Here is a 22,845-nt window from a genome sequence, read left to right as displayed (position 1 = left end):
TGCAGGGATACGGATGCCCGGCGGAGGGTACTGATGTCCGAACGGGCATCCCTACGCTAGAGACGCTCTTTACCCGGGTCCAACGATTAGTCGAGGAATCAGGGGAAAATCGGTCCTGGGGTGGGGACGTCTCCTCCCCTCGGAGGAGAGGCGTCTCACCCGTGAGGTAGAGATCACCTGCCGAAGGACTCCACCCGGATTACGCTGCCCCCATGGCGATCACGTCGATGGAAGCGTCCTCCGGCCCGCTGGAGCCGGGCCACTACGCGGCTCGAATGGAGCGCGCGGCCCGTTCCGCCGCCCAGGCCGGCATGGCCGGACTGATCATCGCGCCCGGCCCCGACCTGGCCTGGCTCTGCGGCTACCAGCCGCCCGTCACCGAACGCCTCACCGCGCTCGTGATCACCCCGGGCCGCAGGCCGCTGCTACTGGCCCCCGAACTGGAGCGGCCCGACGCGGAAAAGGCGCCCGGCGCACCGGCGTTGACCGTCGCCGGCTGGCGGGACGCCGAGAACCCCTACGACGCGCTCGCCGGGCACCTCGAACCCCAGGGCCGCTACGGCGTGTCCGACAACACCTGGGCCCTGCACCTGCTGGCCTTCCAGCGGCTGCGCCCCGGCGGGGCCCACGCGGCGCTGACCGAGGCGCTGCCGATGCTGCGCGCGGTCAAGGACGCGTACGAGGTCGAGCGGCTCGCGGCGGCGGGAGCGGCGGCCGACGCCACGTACGAGGAGATCGTCCGGCTGCCCTTCGCCGGGCGCCGGGAGCGCGAGGTGGCCGCCGACCTCGACCGGCTGCTGCGCGAGCACGGCCACCAGCAGGTGGACTTCACCATCGTCGGCTCCGGTCCCAACGGCGCCAACCCGCACCACGAGGCGGGGGACCGGACGATCCGGGACGGCGACATGGTCGTCATGGACTTCGGCGGCCTGCGGGACGGTTACGGCTCCGACACCACCCGTACCGTGCACGTCGGGGAGCCGGGCGCGGAGGAGCGCAAGGTCCACGACCTGGTCCGGGAGGCGCAGCAGGCGGCGTTCGAGGCGGTCCGGCCGGGGGCCGCCTGCCAGGACGTCGACCGGGCGGCCCGGCAGGTGATCGCGCGCCACGGGTACGGCGAGTACTTCGTCCACCGGACCGGCCACGGCATCGGCGTCACCACGCACGAACCGCCGTACATGGTCGAGGGCGAGCACCTGACCCTGGTGCCGGGGATGTGCTTCTCGATCGAGCCCGGGATCTACCTGCCGGGCCGGTTCGGGGTGCGGATCGAGGACATCGTGGTCTGCACGGAGGACGGCGGGCGGCGGCTGAACACGACGGACCGGGAGCTGCTGGTCGTCTCCTGAGCGGGGCGTGGTGGGCTCAGCGGCGGGCCCGGCGCGGCTCCTGTGCCTTCCGGGCTCCCTCGGTCCCGGCCGCCCGGTCGCCGTGGTGCGGCGCCGGTGCCGTGATCACCACCCAGGCCACCACGGAGGCGGCCAGCATGATCACCGACGCCCAGGCCAGCCCGACGTGGAAGCCGTGCACCACCCCGTTCTTCATGATCGCCGCGCGCGCCGCCGGGGTGACCGGTCCGGTGGCCGCCGCCGACTTCAGGTGCGCGGCGACGTACGCCCCGGTGGTCGAGGTCGCGATGGTGTTGAGCAGGGCGGTGCCGATCGAACCGCCCACCTGCTGGCAGGTGTTGACGGTGGCGGAGGTGACGCCGGAGTCCTCCGGGGCGACGCCCTTGGTCGCGGTGTCCATCACCGCCACGAAGACCAGGCCCAGGCCGAGGCCGAACAGGATCGTCGACGGCAGGACGTGCACCGCGTAGTCCGCCCGCACCGGCAGGAACGTCAGCAGGAACAGGGCGACGGCCGCCAGCAGCGTCCCCGGCGCGATCAGCAGGCGCGGCGGCAGCCGGTGCAGCAGCCGGGACGCGATCTGGGTGCTGGTGACGATGATCGTGGCGGACATCGGCAGGAACGCCAGGCCGGCCTGGACCGGCCGGTAGCCGAGGACGCCCTGGAAGTAGTACGTCATGTACAGGAACATGCCGAACATGGCGATCACGGCCAGGCCCAGCGTCAGGAACGCCCCCGCCCGGTTGCGGTCGCGGACGATGCGCGGGGGCAGCAGCGGGCTGCCCGCCCGGGTCTGCCACCAGCCGAACAGGGCCAGCAGCGCCACGCCGCCGGTCAGCAGGGCGAGCACCCTGGGGCTGTCCCAGCCGTGCGGCTCGGCCTCGCTGCACCCGTAGACGACGGCGACCAGGCCCGTACAGGCCAGGAGGGCGCCGCGCGGGTCCAGCCGGGTGCGCCGCTCTGGGCGGTGGTCGTGCAGGGCCCACAGCCCGCCGGCGAACGCGATGAGGGCGATCGGGGCGTTGACGTACATGCACCAGCGCCAGTCCAGGTACTCGGTGAGCAGTCCGCCGGCGAGCAGTCCGACGGCGGAGCCGGCGCCCGCGATGCCGCTGTACACGCCGAACGCCTTGCCGCGCTCCCTCGGGTCGGTGAACGTCGTCGTCAGCAGGGAGAGCGCGGAGGGCGCGAGCAGGGCGGCGAACACGCCCTGGAGCGCCCGGGAGCCGAACAGCTGCCAGTCAGTCTGCGCGGCGCCGCCGAGCGCCGAGGCGATGGCGAAGCCGACCAGCCCGGCGAGGAAGGTGCGTTTCCGGCCGACCAGGTCCGCGATCCGGCCGCCGAGCAGCAGCAGCCCGCCGAAGGCGAGGGTGTACGCGGTGATCACCCACTGCCGGTTGGTGTCCGACATCGACAGCTCGCGCTGGGCGGACGGCAGGGCGATGTTCACGATCGTCGCGTCGAGGACCACCATCAGCTGGGCGAGACCGATGAACACCAGTCCCCACCAGCGGCGGGAGTCGGCGGCGGCGGTCGGTTCTGACGTGCGGCTCATCGCGGAACCTCGCAGCCGGAAGGGTGCAGAAGGTCTCGGATCAGCCTAGGCCCGATGAGGGACGCCCGCCTCTTGGAGCACTCTCGTCCCGAGAGCCCCGTCAGACGCGCGGGAAGCGGCTCTGGATCGTCCACACGGCCGGGTTGTCCGCCAGGCCCTCGTGCATGTCCGAGAGGTCGGCGATCAGGTCGTGCAGGAAGTCCCTGGCCTCCCGGCGGAGCGCCCGGTGGTCGAGGACGAGCGGGGGCTCGTCGGCCGGGACCCAGTCCGCGGTGACCTCCACCCAGCCGAAGCGGCGCTCGAAGAGGAGGCGGTCGCTGGACTCGGTGAAGTCCAGCTCGGCGTACTGCGGGGTGGCCGACCGGGCGCCGCGCGGGTCGCGGTCCAGCTCCTCGACGATGTCGCACAGCGCCCAGGCGAAGTCCAGCACCGGCACCCATCCCCAGGCTGTGGACAGCTCCCGGTCCTCCTTGGTGTCGGCGAGGTAGACGTCGCCGCAGAAGAGGTCGTGCCGCAGGGCCCGGACGTCGGCGGTGCGGTAGTCCGTCTGCGGTGGGTCCGGGAAGCGGCGGGAGAGCGAGTAGCCGAGGTCGATCACGTCCCCGATGGTGTCACGGCGCCCGTGCCCCCGGCGCGGCGGCCGGGGGCACGGGCTGCGGTACTGCTGCCGTGTGTCGCGTGGCGGGGTTACTTGACGTTGACCCCGGACCAGGCCGCGGCCACGGCCTTGTACTCCGCGCTGTTGTTGCCGTAGAGCGACGCGGCGGCGTTCAGGGTGCCGGTGCGCGCCTTGGCGTAGTTGGTGTTCGAGGTGAACTGCGTGGTCAGCGCCTTGTACCAGATCTTCTGGGCCTTGTCGCGGCCGATGCCGGTGACCTTGGAGCCGTCGGCGGTCGGGCTGTCGTACGTCACGCCGTTGATCGTCTTCTTCCCGCTGCCCTCGGAGAGCAGGTAGAAGAAGTGGTTGGCCGGGCCGGACGAGTAGTGGACGTCCACCCCGCCGATGCCGGAGTACCAGCTGTCCTTGGACTTGCCGTCCTGGCTCGGCTTGTCCATGTAGCGCAGCGGCTTGCCGTTGCCGAAGATGTTGATCTTCTCGCCGATGAGGTAGTCGCCCACGTCGGTCTTGTTGTTGGCGTAGAACTCGGTGGCGGTGCCGAAGATGTCGCTGGTCGCCTCGTTGAGGCCGCCGGACTCGCCGCTGTACACGAGCTTGGCCGTGGCGGCGGTGACGCCGTGGCTCATCTCGTGGGCCGCCACGTCGAGGGCGGTGAGGGGGTTCTTGTTGCCCTCGCCGTCGCCGTAGGTCATGCAGAAGCAGGAGTCGGACCAGAAGGCGTTGACGTAGTTGTTGCCGTAGTGGACGCGGGAGTAGGCGCCCTTGCCGTCGTTGCGGATGCCGTTGCGGCCGAAGGTGTTCTTGTAGAAGTCCCAGGTCACGGCCGCGCCGTAGTGCGCGTCGACGCCGGCGGTCTGCCGGCCGCCGCCCCAGGTGTCGGTGCTGTTCGTGAACAGCGAACCGGTGCCGGACTGGCCCTGGTTGAGGTCGTACGTCTTGTGGCCGCCGCGCGCGCCGTCGGTGAGCTGGAACTGCGAGCCCGACTTGGTGGTGGTCAGCGGGACGGTGCCGCTGTAGGTGCTGGTACCGGTGCCGGTCTCGATGGCCTCGTACTGGTACAGCTTCTTGCCGGTGGCCGCGTTGGTGATCACATGCAGCTCGCTCGGGGTGCCGTCCTTCTGCACGCCGGTGACCACGGTCTCGTACGCCAGGACCGGCTTGCCCTGCGCGGCCCAGACGACCTTGCGCGGCGTCTGGCCGGCCGGCTTGGCCGTCTTCTGGTCGGCGGCGGCGCTCAGCGCCGACTTCTTCGCCTCGGCCGGGGCCAGGGAGGCGCTGGTCGACACGGCTATGGACGCGTCGGTCGCCTTGGTGACCTGGCGGCCGTCCTTCGCGCCCTTGCCCTCGTGGACGATCAGGTCGCCGCCGAGGACGGGCAGCCCGTCGTAGGTGCGCTCGTAGCGCGTGTGGACGGTGCCGTCGGCGTCCTTGACGACGTCGCGGACGATCAGCTTCTCCTTGCCGCCCAGGCCGATCTTGGCGGCGGTCGCCGACGCGCCGCTCTGGGCCTCCTGGATGGCGGCGGTGCGCTGGCCCGCGGAGAGCGTCAGTGGCTGCCCTCCGCTGTCACGGTCACCCGAGGCGCTCGCGCTGCCCGTCTGGACGCCGACGACGACCATCGCGGCGGAGGCGACGAGGGCGGCGGCGCGCAGGGCCGTGGTGCGGGGGGTGGCGGTGAGTCTCAACTCTGTCTCCTCTGAGGGGGGTTACGGACGTCCCGGGGCGGGGCTGCCCGCTGGTACGTGAGAGGTGCAGGAGCGAATGGAGGAGAGCGTGCCAGCAACTGACCGCTTTTGACAGGGGCGCAACAAGGATGTGATCTGCTGTTTTCAAAAAGCGGTCAGTTCTGGTCGGAATCAGGGATTCAGGTTTAGGAAAGGCAGAGTTGGGGCTGTAGTGGCGTGAGTGACACCTGGGACGTGTCACGAAGCCCGCCGCGGGAAGGGGAGTTCGGGTGGGTTCGTGGGGGGATTCGCCCCGTTGCCGAGCGGGTCCCGGAGGCGCTGCCTCGACGTCGTACGAAGGAGGCGGAATGCAGGTCAGGACCTACGCGGAAGGGCGAGTTCCAGCGGAGTTGGCCGTCCGGGCGGACGCGCTGCGCGCCCAGGTGTGGGCCGGTGGCGGCCCGCCCGACCCCGCGCTGCGCCCGGTCGCGATGCTGCTCGTCTCACCCGACGGCGAGGTGGCGGCGGCGCTGGACGTCCTGTCGAAGGAGATCGAGCACGCGGGCGCGCGCTACCGGGCCGCCGGGCTGAGCGCGGTCGTCACCGACCGGGCCCGGCGGGGCCGGGGGCACGGGCGGCGGCTGGTGGCCGCCGCGCGGGAGTGGATCGCCGCGGACGGGGCGGACGTCGGGCTGTTCACCTGCGACCGGCCGCTGCGGCCGTTCTACGAGAGCGCGGGCTGGGAGGCGCTGGAGGGAACCGTCCTCGTCGGCGGGACACCGGGTGATCCGTTCCCGAGCGACGGTCCGGGATTCGACAAAGTCACCATGGCCGGATTCTTCTCCACCCGGGCACGGCGGGCGGCGGGGGCGTTCCGGGGGAGCCGCGTCGGCCTGTACTCCGGGGAGATCGACCGGTTGTGGTGAGGGGGTGAAGATGCGGTGTGCGCCCTCGCACAGGGTGCACATGACGTACACGGCGCGCGCGGCACCGGGCGGCGCGCTGGGCGGGGCACTGAGTGGCGCGCCGGGCGGGGCGCTGGGTGGGGCACACACGGCACCGGGTGGGGCACACACGGCACCGGGTGGGGCACACACGGCACCAGGCGGGGCACACGCGGCACCGGACGGGCCCGATCGGCCCGTCCGGTGGGGGGAGAGAAGGAGCGGCGGGGGCGTCGCCGGCCGTCGTCCTCCGGCTGCTCGTCCTCCGGTTGCCCGCCCTACGGCTGCCCGTCCGAGGGCGGCCGGTTGCCGAGCTGCTCGTCGATCTTCCGCTGGGCGGCGTCGACCTGGCTCTGGTACTTGTTCCCGGTCCTGGCGTCGAAGGCGTCACCGGCCTTGTCGACGCCCTTGCGGGCGGTGTCCTCGTGGCCCTTGAGCAGGCCCTTGAGCTTGTCGAGCATGGACATGGGTCGTCCTCCTTACGCATGCTGACCCACCCAGGATCACCGCATTCGCCCGTTTCCGCACTCCGGCGCACGGAGTGTGACGCGGCGCCCGCAGGTCAGGGCGCGCCCCAAGGACCGCCCCAGGACCCGCCGCCCGCCCGGTCGTCCGGCCCGATGGTCGGATCGAGGACCGAGTCGTAGGACCCCGTCCCCCGGCAGTGCCTGCACTGGCCCGTGCGGTGCACCGTCTCGGCCGGGCCGCGGAACGGGTCAGGCCCGGGGTCGTAGGCGAGCACGCGGGGGACGAAGCCGGAGCCCTGGCACCAGTGGCAGACGGGGTGCGGACGGTGGCCGGACGCGTCGTCGTCGCCGGGCTCCGGGGCGGGCTCCTGGGGTTCGTCGCTGTCGGCCATCGGGTCCGATGATGGCGCCCGGCGGCCGGGCCGGCCCCGGGAAGCGCCGCGCTTCATCCGTACGGGGCGCGGGCGGCCGGGCGCCGGCGACGTCAGAAGCGGATCTCCTCGCAGGCCCGCCCGCGCGACTGCAACCCGGACGAGGTGTGCTCCCACCCCTCCGCACAGACCACCGACCGGTTCGGCAGGTCGCGGCCCACCGGGACGGTGAACTTCTGGTGGTAGCCCCAGAAGGCCGTCGGGCTGTTGGCGTCCAGGCCGCCGCCCCAGATGTGGAAGTGCCCGGTGAAGTCGCCGTTCCACGTCGTCGACGCCGACACGCGCTCGACGCGGAGCCCCGACCCCTCGACCGAGACGCACGTCCGCTGGTTGCAGCCGTTCGCCCCCGCCTCCGCGGACGGCGTGCCCCCGAACAGCAGCACCAGCCCCCCGACCACGCCCGCCCCACCACGCAGCACCCGGCGGCCCGCTGTCGCCTTCATCTGATCCACGTCCCCTTGTCGTTCGTCTCGCCGCACCTTCGCGGACGAACCCTCCCACCGGCCCGCCCGCGAAGTGATCCCCGGGGCGCGGGTTTACCGCGAACGACTGAGAAAACGCCCGTTCGAGGGACGCGAGTTGACGGAGCCGCCGGCGGTCGTCTGCGACGCTTCCGCAACCGGCCGGCCGCACGCGGGGAACGAACTCCACACCCTCGCGGCGCTGTTGCGGCGGCACGGGGCTCGGGACGGCGCGTGCCCGCCGAGGCCCCGGTGCGGCCGGACCGAGCCCGCCCCAGCCGTCACCCCGGCGCGAGCCGTGTCGCCCGCGCCGTGAGGTGGTGGCGTTCCGGGGTGCTGGTGGTGCGGCGGGCCGCCTCGCGGTAGGTGGTGGCGGCGGTGGCGTGGTCGCCGAGGAGTTCCTGGAGGTGGGCGCGGGTGGCGAGCAGGCGGTGGTGGCGGGCCAGGCGCTTGTCGGCGTCCAGGGTGGCCAGGAGGGCGAGGCCCGCGGCGGGGCCGTGGACCATGGCGACGGCGACCGCCCGGTTGAGCGTGGTCACGGGGCTCGGGGCGACCCGTTCCAGCAGGTCGTACAGGACGAGGATCTGCGGCCAGTCCGTCGCGTCGACGTGGTCCGCCTCGTCGTGGACCGCGGCGATGGCCGCCTGGAGCTGGTAGGGGCCGACCTGTCCCCGGGGCAGCGTCCGGGAGATGAGGGCGACGCCCTCGGCGATGAGGTGCCGGTCCCACCGGCCGCGGTCCTGTTCGGCGAGGGGGACGAGAGCGCCGTCGGGCCCGGTGCGCGTCGGGCGGCGGGCGTCGGTGAGCAGCATCAGGGCCAGCAGGCCGGCCACTTCGGCGTCGTCGGGGACCAGGCGGTGCAGGAGGCGGGTGAGGCGGATGGCTTCGGCGGACAGGGCCGGGGCGGTCAGGTCGGCGCCGTCCGTGGCGGTGTACCCCTCGTTGAAGATCAGGTACAGCACGTGCAGGACCTCACGCAGCCGCTCGGCCCGCTCGGCCGGTTCCGGCAGGCGCGGGGCCAGGCCGGACGTCCGGATCGTCTGCTTGGCGCGGCTGATCCGCTGGGCCATGGTCGCCTCCGGGACGAGGAAAGCCGTGGCGATCTGCGCGGTGGTCAGGCCGCCGACCGCCCGCAGCGTCAGTGCGATCCGGCTCGGCGAGGACAGGGCCGGGTGGCAGCAGAGGAAGAGGAGCGCGAGGGAGTCGTCCCGGTCCGCGTCCGACGTGGCGTCGGCGGCGCGGGCGAGCAGCTCCGCCTGCGGGGTGGTCAGGGCGATGCGTTCCTCGCGGCGCCGGCGCGCGGTCTCGCCGCGCACCTGGTCGACGAGTCTGCGGGAGGCCACGGTGACCAGCCAGCCCCGCGGGTTGTCCGGCGTGCCCTCGGCCGGCCACTGGAGGGCGGCGGCGAGCAGCGCCTCCTGGACGGCGTCCTCGCAGGTGTCGAAGGCGCCGTACCGGCGGACGAGCGCGCCGAGGACCTGCGGCGCCAGCTCGCGCAGCAGGTCCTCGACGCCGTGCCCGTCGCTCACGGGTTCGCCGGAGACTCGTGGGGGACCGGCCACAGCTCCACCGGGTCGACGTCGGCGAACGGCATGTCCGCGGCGATCTCCTGGGCGCGCTCCGGGGTCTCGCAGTCGAACAGGTAGAAGCTGGCCATGTACTCCTTGGTCTCCAGGTACGGCCCGTCGGTGACGGCCGGCCTCCCGTTCTCGCGGCGCACGAGCCGGGCCTCGGCCGCGTCCGCCAGACCGTAGGCGCCCAGGAGCTCGCCGGTCTCCCGGTACTTCTTGTTGAACGCCTCCTGCTTGGCGATGGCCTCCGGCCACGCCTCGGCGGGGAAGGCGTCCCACTTGGCCTGGTTGCCGTAGATCATCGCGACGTACTTCATCTCGGCGTCCGTCCCCTCGTTCCCGCGCGCCCCTCCGGCGCGCTGTCACCCCTCAGTCGGAGCGGGGAACGCGTCCTCGACATCCCGGCGGCTCCGGTGGCGACTTTTCCTCCGGAATTCTCGCCGAGACCGCGAAGCCCCCTCCGACGGGAGCCGGAGAGGGCTTCGTACGGTCGCTCAGCGCCCGCGTGCGCGACGTCAGACGTTGACGCCGAAGTCCTGGGCGATGCCCTGGAGGCCGGACGCGTAGCCCTGGCCGACCGCGCGGAACTTCCACTCGGCGCCGTTGCGGTAGAGCTCGCCGAAGACCATGGCGGTCTCGGTGGCGGCGTCCTCGCTCAGGTCGTAGCGGGCGATCTCGGCGCCGCCGGTCTGGTTGAGGATGCGGATGTAGGCGTTGCGCACCTGGCCGAAGTTCTGGGAACGGGCCGTGGCGTCGTAGATGGAGACCGGGAAGACGATCTTGTCGACGTCGGCCGGGAGGGCGGCCAGGTTGACGTTGATCTGCTCGTCGTCGCCCTCACCGACACCGGTGGTGTTGTCGCCGGTGTGAACGATGGACTGGTCCGGCGTCTGCTTGTTGTTGAAGAAGACGAAGTGGGCGTCCGAGTAGACCTTGCCGCCGGGGTTCACCGCAATCGCGCTCGCGTCGAGGTCGAAGTCCGTGCCCGTGGTGGTGCGGACGTCCCAGCCGAGGCCGACGGTGACGGCGGTCAGGCCCGGGGCCTCCTTGGTGAGGGAGACGTTGCCGCCCTTGGACAGGCTTACAGGCATGGGGGTGATCCCTTTCTCATCGACTCAATGGACCGTGTGCTGCCACATGGTCCCGTCACCCGGGATAACGCCGAAGACGGGGGGTGGGGTTCCATCCCGCTTTACTTTCTTTACCGATTCCTGATGGGGGGTCGGGATCGGGGCGTGACGGGCGGTCGGGCCGGGGCGTGACGGGCGGGGTCCGAGGAGCCGGGCATAACGCCGGGCATAACGAGGTGACGCGGGCGGACCGGACGGGGGACGATGGGGCCATGTCCGGTCCCCACGTCATCCGCGGTGCCGTCAGCCTGCCCGAGGCGGAACTCGTCTGGCGCTTCTCGCGCTCCTCCGGGCCGGGCGGGCAGCACGTCAACACCAGCGACAGCCAGGTGGAGCTGCGCTTCGACCTCGTCGCCACCGAGGCCCTGCCCGCCGTGTGGAAGGAGCGCGCCCTGGAGCGGCTCGCGGGCCGGCTGGTGGGCGGCGTCGTGACCGTACGGGCGTCGGAGCACCGTTCGCAGTGGCGCAACCGGGAGGCGGCGGCCGTCCGGCTGGCCGCGCTGCTGGCCGAGGCCACCGCGCCGCCGCCGAAGCCGCGGAAGCCGACGCGGATACCGCGCGGCATCAACGAGCGGCGGCTGCGGGAGAAGAAGCAGCGCGCCGAGACGAAGCGGGGGCGCTCCGCGCGCGACTGGGGCTGAGGGCGCCGGTACCGAATCGGCGGCGGCAATCCCGCATCGACGGCGGTGGCGGTACCGCATCGACGGCCGCGCCGCCACCCGCTCAGGACAGCCGTCACCCGCTCAGAACAGGTGCCACCCGTTCAGGACAGGTGCCGGTACCGCCCCCGGAAGTACGTCAGGGGCCCGCTCTCCGTCGTCGAGGCGGCGGCCTTGAGGACGCGGCCGATGAAGAGGGTGTGGTCGCCCGCGACCACCCGCTGTTCCGTCCGGCACTCCAGTACCGCGAGGGCGCCCCGGACGAGCGGGGAGCCGGAGAGTTCGCCGCGGTCGTGCGGCAGGTCCTCGAAGAGCAGCCGGTCGCTGAGCCGCCCCTTCATCGCGAACCGCCCGGCGATCTGCCGCTGGCTTTCGGCGAGCAGGGAGACCGCCCAGAGCGGCTGCCGGGCGAGCAGCTCCTCCATCCGGGAGTCGTTGCGAACGCTCACCATCACGAGGGGTGGGTCCAGTGACACGGAGAGGAACGCCGTCGCCGTCATGCCGACGTCCTCACCCCGCGGGCCGTCGTCGGGATCGTGCGCGGTCACCAGGACCACCCCCGCCGCCAGGCGGGCGAGGGCGGCGCGGAATTCCTCGGCGGTCACACCGTCAGCATGCGGTATGCGGGCCTCGGTGGGCGAAGTCGTCTGCAACACACGAAGCACGCTAGCCGCCCGTGACGAACCGCTGCATCGGGCTGCGGTACCAGGACCGTCCTGGTATTGGGGCCTAGGCCCTCCGTCCGCCGGGTTCGGCTCCGGCGGGACGGCTGCGGTCCCGCCGCCGTCCCGCCGCCGTCCCGACCGACACCGCCTCTGACCTCGCCGATCTCCCCGGAAAACGCGGCAGGCTCTGCCTTATTTGCGGACCAGAAACGTAGGACGACTGCGAACTGACAGTAAGGGGCACCGTTACGCACTGTGACATGGGTCACAGAAGGCCCTATTTGTTGACCCTGTGTACCGAGTTGTCAGCTCCCTGTGATTCAGTGGCCGTGTAATCGGACGACAAGAAAATCTGGAGAGTCGCTGTCGAGGTCTCGGGGGAGAGCGAGCTATGGAAACCGAGTCGGAGCCCTATGTGCGTCTGACGACCCTGCGGCAGGTTCACCAGGCGGTGGCGGATCTGAACACCGCCCGCAGCCTCGCGGACACCTTGCAGACCGTCGCGGAGGGCGTGGTGAACGGGCTCGGCTACGAGCTCGCCGCGGTCAACCTGGTCCGCCCGGACGGTGACCTCGTGGTCGCCGCCGTCGCCGGCAGCGCGAGCGCCGAGGCGTTCCTGTCCGGCCGGGTCGGCTCGCGGGTGTCCTGGGAGCGCCGGCTCAGCATGGGCGAGCGCTGGGGCGAGCTGCGCTTCATCCCGTACACCGAGGGCTGGGTCCTCGACGACGACGACGTCCCGCAGTGGCGCACCACCGGCCCCGCGCCGCGCTTCCCCGACGAGTGGCACCCCATGGACCGGCTCCTCGCCCCCCTGTACTCGGCCGGCTCGGCCGGCGGCGAGCTGCTCGGCGTGATCTCCGTCGACCGGCCGCGCAACGGCCGGCGCCCCGGCGCCTGGGGCCGCGAGGCGCTCCAGATGTACGCGTTCCAGTCCGCGATCGCGATCAGCAACGCCAAGCTGCGGGCCGACATGCAACGCGCCCTCGTCCGCCTGGAGCGCGAGCAGCAGGCGCTGCGCGCCAGCGAGGAGAGCTTCCGGCAGGCGTTCGAGTACGCGCCCAGCGGCATGGCCATCGCCGAGCTCGGCGGCGACCAGCACGGGCGGCTGCACCGCGCCAACGACGCCCTCTGCCGGCTGCTCGGCCGCCCGGCCTCCCAGATGCGCCGCTACTCGTTCTCCGACCTCGTCCACCCCGAGGACATCGGCACCCTCCTGCGCACCTCCGCCGAGGGCGGCCGGGCCGAGCTGCGACTGCGCCGCCGGGACGACACGTTCGTCTGGGTCTCGCTGCGCAACTCGGTGGTCGCCGACGCCGCCGACGGCCCGATCTACCTGCTCACCCACGTCGAGGACATCGAGGACCGCAAGCGGCACGAGCTCCAGCTCGCCCACCGCGCCAGCCACGACTCCCTCACCGGCCTCCCCAACAGCGCCGAGCTGCGCGCCCGCCTCAGCGCCCGGCTCTGCGGCCGCCCGCCCGGCAGCGAGACGCACGCCACGGCCGACCACGGCCCCTTCGGGCGGCTGGACGGCTTCGACGAGGTCGCGGGGGTCGGCGACCCCTTCGGCGGCCCGTTCGGCGAGCCGCTGGGCATACCGGGGGTCGTTCCGGGCGGCGACGGCGTCTACGGCCACGACCGGGCCCCCGACCCGCTCGCCGACGGCCGGCCGACGGGCGGCTACCGCCCCGCCGACTACGGCCTGGGCGACTACGGCCTGGGTGACTACCCGGGCGGGGACGCCGCCGGCTACGACCACCGTGACCACCACGTCCACACCGTCCCGCTCGACGAGCACAGCGACGAGGGCGACAAGGGCCTCGCCGTCCTCTTCTGCGATCTGGACGGCTTCAAGTCGATCAACGACCGGTTCGGGCACCACACGGGCGACGCGGTGCTCATCGAGGTCGCCCGGCGGCTCTCCAGCGGCGTCCGCGACGGCGACACGGTGGCCCGGCTGGGCGGCGACGAGTTCGTCGTCCTCGCCGACGGCCTCGGCCGCGCCGACGCGGAGGACCTGGCGGTCCGGCTGCGCAACGCGATCATCCCGCCCATCCGGGTCGACGGCCGGGCGGTGCGGGTCGGGGCGAGTTTCGGCATCGGCTGGGCGGGCTGCGGCATGTCCGCCGACGAGGTGCTGCGCTCCGCCGACCAGCGGATGTACGTCGAGAAGCGGTCCCGCGCCCGGACCGGCCGCCGGGCCGGTTGACCGGCCGGTAGCCCCCGTGGCAGGGCGTGCCACTTGCCGCACGGGGTAGGCTGCGCCGATGCGGCACCGCCGCCGGACCATGGTGGCCGAACCGGCCTCGACAACCGCGGATCCGGTTTCACGAACGTGGGTGCCGGACGGCACATTCACGTGGGGAGTGACAGGGGATGACGGCCGGTAACAACGGCAACGGCAAGCCGGAGGACGAGGACCCGTTCGGCTACCTGTACCGCTCGGAGGGCGGGGACCAGGCCGCCGACGCGGCTGCGTCCGCGCCGCAGCCGGGCGTCCCCCGTACGTCGTACAACCAGGTCAGGCCGGTCGGCTCACGCCAGTACACGCCGCAGCAGGGCGGCGCTACGTACGGCGCGGGCATGCCCGCCCCCCAGCAGCCCACCCCGCACTACGCCGCCCCCGAAACCCTCCCCGGCGGCGCCCCCCGCCACCCCGGCCCCCCGCCCGGCGCTCCCGGGCCCCAGCGCCCGAAGCGGCGCGGCCTGCTCATAGCCGCGATAGCCGTGGTCGTCGTGGTCGCCGGCGGCATCGGCGCGGCGGTGTGGGCGAACCAGGGCGGCGGGGACGACGACAAGAACAACACGGCGCAGCAGACGCCGTCGGACAAGCCGTCCGAGAAGCCGGAGAAGAAGGGCGAGAAGGACGACGAGAAGAAGAAGCCGTCCGGCAAGCCCGTCACCGACCCGATCCGGGACGCCGCGACGTTGAAGCTGAACGGTGGAGCGTCCACGGCGAAGGACGTGAAGGGTGCGCCTTCGGACGGTGGCCTCTATGTCGCCATGAAGCCGGGTGCTTCGATCGAGTGGAACGGTGTGAACGTTCCCAGTGAGGGCCAGTACACGGTGTACGTGAACTACGGCTCGCCGAACGGGGACGTGGCCGGTTCCCTCTGGGTCAACGGCAAGAAGCTCGACACCACGGTGAAGTACAAGAGCTGGGGCAAGAACAGCTGGTCGCACACCTTCAACTATGTTCAGCTCAATAGCGGCAAGAACGACATCAAGCTCTCCTGTGAGTCGGGCAACTGCGACACTTACGTGGCCAAGATCAAGCTGATTCCGGGGCAGTACCGCTCGTAGTGGGTCAGGCTTCCTTGAGCAGGCGGTTGATGAAGTCCCGCGAGCCGGCTATGTCGAGGGCCTGCTCGCGGAGGTGGCCGAAGGCCGCGTCGTAGCGGAGGGTGTCGGCGATCTCCTCCAGGTAGATGGACGAGGTGAGCGGCTCGATCGCCACGAGCGGCTCGCCCTCGTCGAAGTGGAAGACGGTGTAGGGGCCGTTGACGCCGGTGTGCGCACCGGCGGCGAACGGGATGACGCGGATCTCCACGTTCGGCATCTGGGAGGCGTCCAGCAAGCGCTTGAGCTGCTCTTCGTGCACGCCGGGCGCTCCCACTTGGCGCCGCAGGCATGCCTCGTCGAGGACGCAGCGCATCATGAGCGGCGGGATGGGTACGTCGTCGAGAAGACGGCTGTGCAGCGCCTGTTGACGCTTCATGCGCAGCTCTGCGACTGCCCTCACCTGGCGGGTGGTGTTCCACGTGCGGCTGCCCTCGATGACCGCACAGGCGTAGTCCATGGTCTGCAACAGATCAGGAACGGCCAGCGCCGAGTATGTGTCGGCCTGGCTCGCGAGCTCTTCGATCTCGATGAGGTCGGCGTGTGAGTCGTCGATGACATCACTGTATTGAGTGAAGAGGCCTCTGCGGCGGTTCGTCTCGGCGAGCTTCGCCAGCCGTCGGATCTCCGCGATTCGCACCTCGTCTACGACGCCGTACACACTGAAGCACTTGTCGAGGTTGGCCCGCTGCTTGCCGTACTCGACCTTGCTCAGGCTTGGCGATGAGGTGCCGAGCAGTTTGGCGGCCTTCGCGAGGCTCATGCCGGCTCGGATACGCAGGGTCCGCAGTTCCGCACCGAGGCGTCGTCGCATCAGGGTGGGTACGGCGTCCGACAAATGATCACCTGCCTCATCTTCGGACGCCGACTCTACGACAAGCGTCAGCATCAGTACGCGCATTAGCTCGTACGAGTAATCGTCTGCGAGAAACTTTCGCCCCGACGTCTGTAGAACCTCAAACTGGCCGCGTGGCAGTGACATACAGAGCAGGCAGCTATGTGGTGGACGTCCGCGACGGCCGCTTGGCGCAGGTAGCGGAGACCGCCGACGATCTCGTCCACGTCCGGAGCCCGAACGGCGGCGGCGAGCCGTGGACCGTCCCGCCCGACGCCCTCCGCCTCGCGACCCGGGCCGAGCGACAAGCGGCCGGGCTGCGTCCGTACCAGACGGGCTGCGACGAGTGCGCCGCGCTCGAAACGGTCAGGAGGGCGGCCGGGAGCGGGGACGCCACCGCTGCCGCGTACACGCACTGGATCGTGGCGCACTCCGCGTCCGCGATGGGGACGAGGAGGGGCAACTGATGCGAGCCGTAGGACGCTTGATCCAGCACTGCGGGCACCGCGCCGGCTGGGAGCGGGGTGGCGGCGAGGAACGCTGCCGCGACTGTGGAGCGCGCCGCTTCACGGACTACGCGGCGCTCCTGATGCCGGAACGCCCGGTGGCGGCAGCCGCTCCGCCGCCCCGCGACCCGCTCCGAGCGGACCGCTCCGCCGCCGCCCTCATCGCGCACGGCCTGCACCGTCTGAGTCGCTGGGGCACCAGTGCCGCCACCTGGCGGCTGGCCGTCTGAGCGGCGTCGCGGAGCGTCTGCGTACGAGTGCGGAGATCCGGCGTGCCCTTCCGGGAGGTGTGCGCGGCGAGTTCGACCAGGCCATCGGCAGTGCGACCTCGACAGAGCGAGCACACGTCTTGGCTCTCTGGTCCGGTATCGCGATCGAGGCCGCCGATCCCTCTGGTGACGAGCAGGTCCGTCGGTTCCAGGAGGGACGGCTGGAAGCGCACGCGCTGGAGTGGTATCAGGAGCGAGAAGGGCGCGGTTGGTGAGCTACGCGTACCGCGTCGCCTATACCCCTGAGGTGCGTGACGACCTGGTCGAGCTGGGTGAGTAGCTTGCGAAGACGGTCAGCGCCGTCCTTTCCGCCGAGAACGCTCTCGCCCCCTACGGGGGCTTGTCGGTTCCGCGGCCGATGGGCGGGGACGAGTGGCTCGGCCAAGCATCGTTCCGCCATCGTCTGCCCGGGCCGCGTGCCTAGCCGGTGGGTTCGTCACCGGTCGTGTCGTACTCGTCGACGTCGAGCTCGGCGCCGGTGGCGGCGAGGAAGTCCAGGACGTTGCGGTCCAGGTGCCAGCCGAAGAGGTTGGGGGAATCGGCGGCAGCGGGCCGGCCCGGGGCCGCGTCGTTGAAGTAGCGCACGACTTGGAGGACCGCCCCGCCGCCGGTGCCGGTCAGCTCCCGGGCGAGGGTGGAGATGCGGTGCGTGTGGGGCCGGAGCCTGTCGAGGACGCGGGCGATCTGCTCGTCGGCGCGGAGGCCCGGATCCCGGCATACGACCTTCCACGAGTGGTCGACCGGGACGACCGCCGGCTCGGTGAACCGGCTGCCGCGAACGGTCGCCTCGTCAGGTGCCATGCCCAGCCTGGCGGTCATGTCGTCCGCCGACGTGTGCCGGCTGAACAGCGCGAAGTAGGTGTACTGGAGAAGTGGCATCCAGCGGAGGATAAGCCGGGGGGCCGGGTTGGCCGGTGACGGGTCAGGGGGCGGGTGATGGCGCCGCGCTGATGACGGTCAGGAACCGCTCCACCGTCGCCGCCATCGCCTCCCGCGCCGGGACGAGGTAGCGGCGCGGGTCGACCGTCGACGGGTGGGCCTCCAGGCAGGCGCGGACGGCGCCGGTGGAGGCGGTGTTGAGGGCCGTGCCGAGGTTCGCTTTCGGCCTGCACCGCCTCGGCCGCTGGGGTGCCAGTGTCGCGACCTGGCGGTTGGCCGTCTGAGGCGTGGTTAACGCGTTGCACGGGCGCCGGGGCGGCCTTTAGGCTGTTTGGGTTCCGCTTGTGCCCGTTCCGGGGCCCGGCGCTGTGTATCGAGGTGACGACTTATCTCCCAGGCCAAGTAGCCGTCCGCAGTTCCCCACGTTCCGATCGGTTCCGATCGTCTGAACGTGTCCGGGGGCGGACGTCGCGCTGGCCTGAGTTGCGTCACCCACCCCCGCATTCCCTTGTCGTTTTCCGGGTGCAGCTCTGCCGACTGCCCCGGGATTCGTGTTCTCCGACCCCGCGCGGCTGACGGCAGGGCGCCCCGGCTCCTCGGATCAGGAGCCCCGCAGTGCCTTCCCTCACGCTCGGCAACGAGCCGCACCACACCGTCGTCAAGCCCCCGGGCATGCCCCGGGCCGCCCGGATCGCCCTCGTGGTCGTCCTGGTCGCCGAGCTCATGGACATCCTCGACCAGTCGGTCGTCCTGACCGCCCTGCCCGCGGTCCAAGCGTCGATCGGCGCCGGGCCGGTGGCGGTGCAGTGGCTGACCGTCGGCTACTCGCTGACCGTCGCCGTCGGACTGATCACCGGCGGCAGGCTCGGCGACCTGTACGGCCGGCGCAGGATCCTGCTCGTCGGTACCGCCGTGTTCACGCTCGCCTCGCTGCTGTGCGGCGTCGCCACCGGGCCCGGTGTGCTGATCGCCGCGCGCGTCGCGCAGGGTGCCGGAGTCGCGGTCATGATCCCGCAGGTGCTGGCCACTCTCCACGTCACCTTCGACGGCGAGAACCGCAGCAGGGCCTTCGGCCTCTACGGGGCCGTCCTGTCGCTGGCCTCCGTGCTGGGGCCGGTGCTAGGCGGCGTGCTCACCCAGCTGGATCTGTTCGGGCTGTCCTGGCGACCGATCTTCCTCGTCAACGTGCCCGTCGGAGTGGCCGTGATCGTCCTCGGGCGGAGGTTCGTACCCGAGTCGACCGCGTCGAACGCCGGACGCCTCGACCTCGCCGGGATGCTGCTGTCCGCGCTCGCCTTGGCCCTGATCATCTTCCCGCTCACCGAAGGCGGCACTCACCACTGGCCGCTATGGTGCTTCGCCCTGCTCGCCGCGGGTCTCCTCGTGCTCGGTGTCTTCCTGCGCCACCAACGGCGCCGGCAGGACGGCAGCCCGCTCGTTGTCCTGGCCCTCTTCCGGGACCGGCAGTTCTCCGGGGGCCTGTCCGCGCAGCTGACGCTCGGCCTGTCGACCGGCATGTTCTTCATGACCTGGACGCTGTATCTCCAGCGCGGCCTGGACATGAGCCCGGTGATGGCGGCCGCGGCCTTCGTGCTGCTCGCTCTCGGCGAGCTGGCCGGGGCGACGGTCGCGATGAAGACCGCCGGGCGCTTCGGGCGGCGTCTGCCCCAGGCCGGAGTGCTGGTCGTCCTCGGCTCCATGGCCGCCTACGGGCTCCAGATCGGCAGCCGGCAGGGCGGGCTGACCCTCCTCGCGATGACCGCCCCGGTCGTCCTGATCGGCTTCGGCTTCGGCATGGTCGGCGGACCGCTCACCGACCTGTCGCTCGCCCGCGTCCCGCACGAGAGTGCCGGTTCCGCTTCGGGACTGTTCAACACCGCGATGCACCTGGGCATCGCTCTCGGCACCGCGCTGACCGCCCTCGTGTTCTTCGCCGGCGCCGGGGGATCGTCCGACGGCGCGGCCAACCGCGAGGCGTTCACCGGCGTCCTGTGGCGGGTCGGCGGCGGGCTCGCGCTGATGTGGGCCCTGATGTTCTGCCTGCCCAAGCGCACGAGGAACCGGGCCGGATAGCCGCCTCTCAGCCGAGCACCCGCAGGAACCGTTCCACCGTCGCCGCCATCGCCTCGCGCGCCGGGGCGAGGTAGCGGCGGGGGTCGACCGTGGACGGGTGGGCCTCCAGGAAGGCGCGGACGGCGCCGGTGAAGGCGGTGTTGAGGGCCGTGCCGACGTTCACTTTCCGGATGCCCGACGCGACCGCGCGGCGGAGTTCGGCGTCCGGGACGCCTGAGGAGCCGTGGAGGACGAGGGGGACGGGGACGGCCTCGCGGAGTTCGGCGATCAGGGGGTGGTCCAGGGTCGCCGTGCGGGTCGTCATCGCGTGGGAGCTGCCGACGGCCACCGCCAGGGCGTCCACGCCCGTGTCGGCGACGAACGCCGCCGCTTCGGCCGGGTCCGTGCGGACGCCGGGGGTGTGGGCGTCCCCGGGCTTGCCGCCGACGCGGCCCAGCTCCGCCTCCAGCCAGAGGCCGCGCGCGTGCGCCCAACGCACCGCCTCCGCCGTTGCCTTGACGTTCTCGGCATAGGGGAGCGCCGACGCGTCGTACATCACGGACGAGAAGTCGTGTGCGCTCGCCGCGTGCAGGAGGTCCACGGACTCGACGTGGTCGAGGTGCAGGGCCAGGGGGGCGGCGGAGGCGCGGGCGACGGCTGCTGCGGCAGAGGCGATCGGGGCGAGGGCGCCGCCGTGGAACTTCACGGCGTTCTCCGAGATCTGGAGGACGGCCGGATGCCCGGCCGCCTCCGCGCCGGCGGCGATGGCCTCCGCGTGCTCGACGGTGATGACGTTGAACGCGGCGACGGCCGCTCCTGAGGTGAGGAGGTCGGCGGTGCGGGTCAGGGGCACGGGCTCAACTCCTGTGTCGGGGTGGGCGCGGAGGGTTCGGGCCGTCGGTTACACCGGCACCACCTTCACCAGCGGCAGCGCCGCCTCGTACGCCTCCGCGTCGAACTCGCCCGCCACCGGCGCCCGGACCGTCGCCGCCGAGACGGCGACCGCGCGCTTCAGCCGCTCCGGCCAGGGGAGGCCCTCCAGCCAGGCTGACAGCAGGCCGGCCACGGCGGAGTCGCCCGCACCCGTCGGGTTGCCCTTGAGACGGGCGGGAGGGGTGGCGCGCCAGGTGCCGTCGGGGGTGACGGCGAGCATGCCGTCGGTGCCGAGGGAGGCGGCGACGGCGTGGGCGCCCCTGCGGCGGGCGTCGAGGGCGGCGCGCATGGGGTCGGTGGAGCCGGTGAGGGCGGCGAGTTCGGCGGCGTTCGGTTTGACGGCGTCGGGGCGGGCGGCGACGCCGCGTCGCAGGGGCTCGCCGGAGGTGTCGAGGAGGACGGGCAGGTCGCGGGCCCGGGCCTGGCGGATCAGCTGCGCGTAGGCACCCACCGGGACGCCCGGCGGCAGGCTGCCGCACAGGGCCACCGCGCCCGCGTCGTCGAGCAGTTGCGCGTAGCGGGCGGTGAAGGACGCCCACTCGGCGGCGGTGATCGACGGGCCCGCCTCGTTCAGCTGGGTGGTGTCGCCCGTGCCGGCGTCGACGACGCCGACCGTGCGGCGGGTGGAGCCGGCGCACGGGACGAGGGCGTCGGTCAGGCGGCCCGGGGTGTCCGCCGCGGCCGTGGCGAGGAGGGTGCGGAGGGTCTCGCCCGTCGGGCCGCCCGCGAAGCCGGTGACGGTGGTGGCGTGGCCGAGCCGGGCCAGCACGCGGGAGACGTTCAGGCCCTTGCCGCCCGGCCGTTCGACGGCCTCGGCGACGCGGTGCGCGGTGTGGGGACGCAGCCGGGGGACTCGGTAGGTCAGGTCGAGCGCGGCGTTGAGCGTGACCGTGAGGATCATCGGCGCCTCTCTCGGACCGGTCCGCGGGGACCCAGGGGGACACGATTGCGGGAGCGATCATGCCAAAACAGCGGCGGCAGGCCCAGCCCTCGGACCTGCCGCCGTTCCCCAAACCGAGGACGAATCAGCGCACTTCGGGGCGGACCAGCCATTCGCCCTTGCGCATCACGCCGACGAGCTCGAACGCGCCGTCGAGGACGACGAGGTCGGCGTCCTTGCCCGGTTCGAGGGAGCCGACGCGGTCGGCGACGCCCAGCAGCCGGGCCGGGTTGGCGGAGAGCGCGGCGACCGCGTCCTCGACCGGCAGCCGGTCGATGGTGACCGCGCGGCGGAACGCCGTGTCCAGGGTGAGCGTCGAGCCGGCGATCGAGCCGGCCGTCGGGCCGTCCGCGATGCGCGCGACCGCGTCCTTCACCTCCACCCGCATCGGCCCCAGCGCGTACATGCCGTCGCTCATGCCCGCCGCGCCCATCGCGTCGGTGATGAACGCGACCCGGCCGGCGCCCGCGCGGGCGAACGCCAGCTCCAGGACGGACGGGTGGAGGTGCGTGCCGTCGTTGATCAGCTCGACGGTGATCCGCTCGTCCTCCAGCAGCGCCGCGATCGGGCCGGGCGCGCGGTGCAGCAGGGCGGGCATGGCGTTGAAGAGGTGGGTGGCGACGGTCGCGCCCGCGTCGATGGCGTCCAGCGTCGCCTCGTACGTGGAGTCCGTGTGGCCTACGGCGGCCACGACACCCAGGTCCGCGAGCATGCGGACGGAATCCAGGCCGCCGGGCAGCTCGGGGGCGAGCGTCATCATCCGGGCCGTGCCGTGCGCCGCGTCGACGAGCTTGCGGACGTCGGCCGGGTCCGGGTCGCGCAGCAGCTCGGGCTGGTGGGCGCCGCAGCGGTGCGGGGAGATGAACGGGCCCTCGAAGTGGACTCCGGCCAGGTCGCCCTGCTGGGTGAGCTCCGCGAGGACGGCCGCCTGGCGGGCGAGGTCGTCCAGGTCGCCGGTGACGGTGGAGGCGACCATCGTCGTCGTCCCGTGCGCGCGGTGCGCGCGGATCGCGGTCAGGGCCTCCTCCGGGTCGCCGGACGAGAAGGAGGCCCCGCCGCCGCCGTGGACGTGCATGTCGACGAAGCCGGGGACGATCCAGTGACCGGTCAGGTCCCAGGTCGGCGTCTCCTCGGAGACGTCCGCGACGAGGCGGGTGCCCTCCACGGTGACGCGGCCGTGCTCCACCACCCCGGTCGGCAGCACGACACGGGCGCCGTCGAGAACCGTTCGTTCGACCATCAGGCGGATACCTCCGTGGATTCCGTGGGTGCTGTGGCTGGCGTGGATGCCCGGGCGGCCAGCAGGTCCCGGGCGAGCAGGCCCGCGCCCAGACAGCCGGCGGTGGCCCCGAGGGCCGCCGGGACGATGAGGGGGAGTTTCTGGAACGTGAGGCGCTCCGCGACAGCGGCGCGCAGCGGGCCGAACAGCGTTTCGCCCGATTCGGCCAGCCCGCCGCCGACGATCAGCGTACGGGGGTCGAGCAGCGTCAGCCCGACGACGAGGCCGTCGGCGAGCGCGTCCACCGCCTCCTGCCAGACCCGGCGCGCGCGGGGGTCGCCGGCCTCGACGGCGCGGG

The 22,845-nt window shown here is 72.3% G+C and carries 24 protein-coding genes; 8 read left to right on the top strand and 16 right to left on the bottom strand.

Annotated features, from left to right (window positions below):
- Window positions 1-212: 212 nt before the first annotated feature.
- Window positions 213-1,349 (top strand): aminopeptidase P family protein, encoded by a 1,137-nt coding sequence (locus JNW98_RS25835; RefSeq protein WP_223770701.1) that lies wholly within the window; start codon window positions 213-215, stop codon window positions 1,347-1,349.
- A gap of 16 nt (window positions 1,350-1,365) precedes the next feature.
- On the opposite strand, the gene JNW98_RS25830 is transcribed toward JNW98_RS25835, so the two are convergent.
- The 3 genes from JNW98_RS25830 to JNW98_RS25820 form a co-directional block, all read right to left on the bottom strand.
- A complete protein-coding gene (locus JNW98_RS25830; RefSeq protein ID WP_223770700.1) occupies window positions 1,366-2,904 on the bottom strand; it encodes an MFS transporter in 1,539 nt (512 codons plus the stop codon).
- A 100-nt stretch (window positions 2,905-3,004) separates the two neighbouring features.
- Window positions 3,005-3,502: a hypothetical protein gene (locus tag JNW98_RS25825; RefSeq protein ID WP_223770699.1), complete on the bottom strand. Its 498-nt coding sequence runs from the start codon at window positions 3,500-3,502 to the stop codon at window positions 3,005-3,007.
- An 89-nt stretch (window positions 3,503-3,591) separates the two neighbouring features.
- Window positions 3,592-5,142, bottom strand: coding sequence for a M4 family metallopeptidase (locus tag JNW98_RS25820; protein WP_372459324.1), 1,551 nt, complete (start codon window positions 5,140-5,142; stop codon window positions 3,592-3,594).
- Window positions 5,143-5,555: 413 nt separating this feature from the next.
- Between JNW98_RS25820 and JNW98_RS25815 the strand changes: the two genes are divergently transcribed.
- The gene (locus tag JNW98_RS25815) at window positions 5,556-6,113 is read left to right on the top strand and encodes a GNAT family N-acetyltransferase (RefSeq protein ID WP_223770697.1); all 558 of its coding nucleotides are present in this window, start codon (window positions 5,556-5,558) and stop codon (window positions 6,111-6,113) included.
- Window positions 6,114-6,409: 296 nt separating this feature from the next.
- Here the strand turns inward: JNW98_RS25815 and JNW98_RS25810 are convergent, their stop codons facing one another.
- From JNW98_RS25810 to JNW98_RS25780, 6 genes are all read right to left on the bottom strand, one after another.
- Window positions 6,410-6,598 (bottom strand): antitoxin, encoded by a 189-nt coding sequence (locus JNW98_RS25810; RefSeq protein ID WP_223770696.1) that lies wholly within the window; start codon window positions 6,596-6,598, stop codon window positions 6,410-6,412.
- Between the two features lie 95 nt (window positions 6,599-6,693).
- Window positions 6,694-6,990, bottom strand: coding sequence for a hypothetical protein (locus tag JNW98_RS25805; RefSeq protein ID WP_223770695.1), 297 nt, complete (start codon window positions 6,988-6,990; stop codon window positions 6,694-6,696).
- 92 nt (window positions 6,991-7,082) lie between these two features.
- On the bottom strand, window positions 7,083-7,472 hold the full coding sequence (locus JNW98_RS25800) for a hypothetical protein (protein ID WP_223770694.1): 390 nt from the start codon (window positions 7,470-7,472) through the stop codon (window positions 7,083-7,085).
- Between the two features lie 299 nt (window positions 7,473-7,771).
- Window positions 7,772-9,019, bottom strand: coding sequence for an RNA polymerase sigma factor (locus tag JNW98_RS25790; RefSeq protein WP_223770693.1), 1,248 nt, complete (start codon window positions 9,017-9,019; stop codon window positions 7,772-7,774).
- On the bottom strand, window positions 9,016-9,378 hold the full coding sequence (locus JNW98_RS25785; RefSeq protein ID WP_223770692.1) for a YciI family protein: 363 nt from the start codon (window positions 9,376-9,378) through the stop codon (window positions 9,016-9,018). The genes JNW98_RS25790 and JNW98_RS25785 overlap by 4 nt, the downstream gene beginning before the upstream one ends.
- 198 nt (window positions 9,379-9,576) lie before the next feature.
- A complete protein-coding gene (locus JNW98_RS25780; RefSeq protein WP_223770691.1) occupies window positions 9,577-10,152 on the bottom strand; it encodes a TerD family protein in 576 nt (191 codons plus the stop codon).
- Window positions 10,153-10,403: 251 nt separating this feature from the next.
- On the opposite strand from JNW98_RS25780, the gene arfB reads away from it, so the two are divergent.
- Complete coding sequence (gene arfB, locus JNW98_RS25775) at window positions 10,404-10,832, top strand: alternative ribosome rescue aminoacyl-tRNA hydrolase ArfB (protein WP_223770690.1); 429 nt, start codon at window positions 10,404-10,406, stop codon at window positions 10,830-10,832.
- A gap of 122 nt (window positions 10,833-10,954) precedes the next feature.
- Here the strand turns inward: arfB and JNW98_RS25770 are convergent, their stop codons facing one another.
- The gene (locus JNW98_RS25770) at window positions 10,955-11,506 is read right to left on the bottom strand and encodes a flavin reductase family protein (RefSeq protein WP_223770689.1); all 552 of its coding nucleotides are present in this window, start codon (window positions 11,504-11,506) and stop codon (window positions 10,955-10,957) included.
- A gap of 400 nt (window positions 11,507-11,906) precedes the next feature.
- Here JNW98_RS25770 and cdgB point away from each other — a divergent pair, with 400 nt between their 5' ends.
- Both cdgB and JNW98_RS25760 read left to right on the top strand, forming a co-directional pair.
- The gene (cdgB, locus tag JNW98_RS25765; RefSeq protein WP_223770688.1) at window positions 11,907-13,724 is read left to right on the top strand and encodes a diguanylate cyclase CdgB; all 1,818 of its coding nucleotides are present in this window, start codon (window positions 11,907-11,909) and stop codon (window positions 13,722-13,724) included.
- 167 nt (window positions 13,725-13,891) lie between these two features.
- The gene (locus JNW98_RS25760; protein ID WP_223770687.1) at window positions 13,892-14,818 is read left to right on the top strand and encodes a carbohydrate-binding protein; all 927 of its coding nucleotides are present in this window, start codon (window positions 13,892-13,894) and stop codon (window positions 14,816-14,818) included.
- 4 nt (window positions 14,819-14,822) lie between these two features.
- On the opposite strand, the gene JNW98_RS25755 is transcribed toward JNW98_RS25760, so the two are convergent.
- Window positions 14,823-15,668, bottom strand: coding sequence for a helix-turn-helix domain-containing protein (locus JNW98_RS25755; RefSeq protein WP_223770708.1), 846 nt, complete (start codon window positions 15,666-15,668; stop codon window positions 14,823-14,825).
- Between the two features lie 155 nt (window positions 15,669-15,823).
- On the opposite strand from JNW98_RS25755, the gene JNW98_RS25750 reads away from it, so the two are divergent.
- Window positions 15,824-16,156 carry a hypothetical protein gene (locus JNW98_RS25750; RefSeq protein ID WP_223770686.1) on the top strand — a complete coding sequence of 111 codons (333 nt, stop codon included), beginning with the start codon at window positions 15,824-15,826 and terminating at the stop codon, window positions 16,154-16,156.
- On the top strand, window positions 16,156-16,425 hold the full coding sequence (locus JNW98_RS25745) for a DUF6255 family natural product biosynthesis protein (protein WP_223770685.1): 270 nt from the start codon (window positions 16,156-16,158) through the stop codon (window positions 16,423-16,425). Before JNW98_RS25750 ends, JNW98_RS25745 begins: the two co-directional genes overlap by 1 nt.
- A gap of 459 nt (window positions 16,426-16,884) precedes the next feature.
- Here JNW98_RS25745 and JNW98_RS25740 read toward each other — a convergent pair whose 3' ends face one another.
- Window positions 16,885-17,343 (bottom strand): DUF4279 domain-containing protein, encoded by a 459-nt coding sequence (locus tag JNW98_RS25740; RefSeq protein WP_223770684.1) that lies wholly within the window; start codon window positions 17,341-17,343, stop codon window positions 16,885-16,887.
- A 615-nt stretch (window positions 17,344-17,958) separates the two neighbouring features.
- Here JNW98_RS25740 and JNW98_RS25730 point away from each other — a divergent pair.
- The gene (locus tag JNW98_RS25730) at window positions 17,959-19,416 is read left to right on the top strand and encodes an MFS transporter (RefSeq protein ID WP_223770683.1); all 1,458 of its coding nucleotides are present in this window, start codon (window positions 17,959-17,961) and stop codon (window positions 19,414-19,416) included.
- A gap of 7 nt (window positions 19,417-19,423) precedes the next feature.
- Here the strand turns inward: JNW98_RS25730 and JNW98_RS25725 are convergent, their stop codons facing one another.
- From JNW98_RS25725 to JNW98_RS25710, 4 genes are all read right to left on the bottom strand, one after another.
- Window positions 19,424-20,248, bottom strand: coding sequence for a class II fructose-bisphosphate aldolase (locus JNW98_RS25725; protein WP_223770682.1), 825 nt, complete (start codon window positions 20,246-20,248; stop codon window positions 19,424-19,426).
- Between the two features lie 48 nt (window positions 20,249-20,296).
- Window positions 20,297-21,229, bottom strand: a complete 933-nt coding sequence (locus JNW98_RS25720) for a 1-phosphofructokinase family hexose kinase (protein WP_223770681.1) — start codon at window positions 21,227-21,229, stop codon at window positions 20,297-20,299.
- Window positions 21,230-21,353: 124 nt separating this feature from the next.
- On the bottom strand, window positions 21,354-22,508 hold the full coding sequence (gene nagA, locus JNW98_RS25715) for an N-acetylglucosamine-6-phosphate deacetylase (protein WP_223770680.1): 1,155 nt from the start codon (window positions 22,506-22,508) through the stop codon (window positions 21,354-21,356).
- On the bottom strand, window positions 22,508-22,845 hold a 338-nt coding region (locus JNW98_RS25710), incomplete at its 5' end, for an ROK family protein (RefSeq protein ID WP_223770679.1). The genes nagA and JNW98_RS25710, both read right to left, overlap by 1 nt.

This window comes from Streptomyces huiliensis, assembly GCF_020037025.1.
GTDB lineage: Bacteria > Actinomycetota > Actinomycetes > Streptomycetales > Streptomycetaceae > Streptomyces > Streptomyces huiliensis.
The sequence above is the reverse complement of the archived record's forward strand: the minus strand, read 5'-3'. Positions and strand labels throughout refer to the sequence as shown.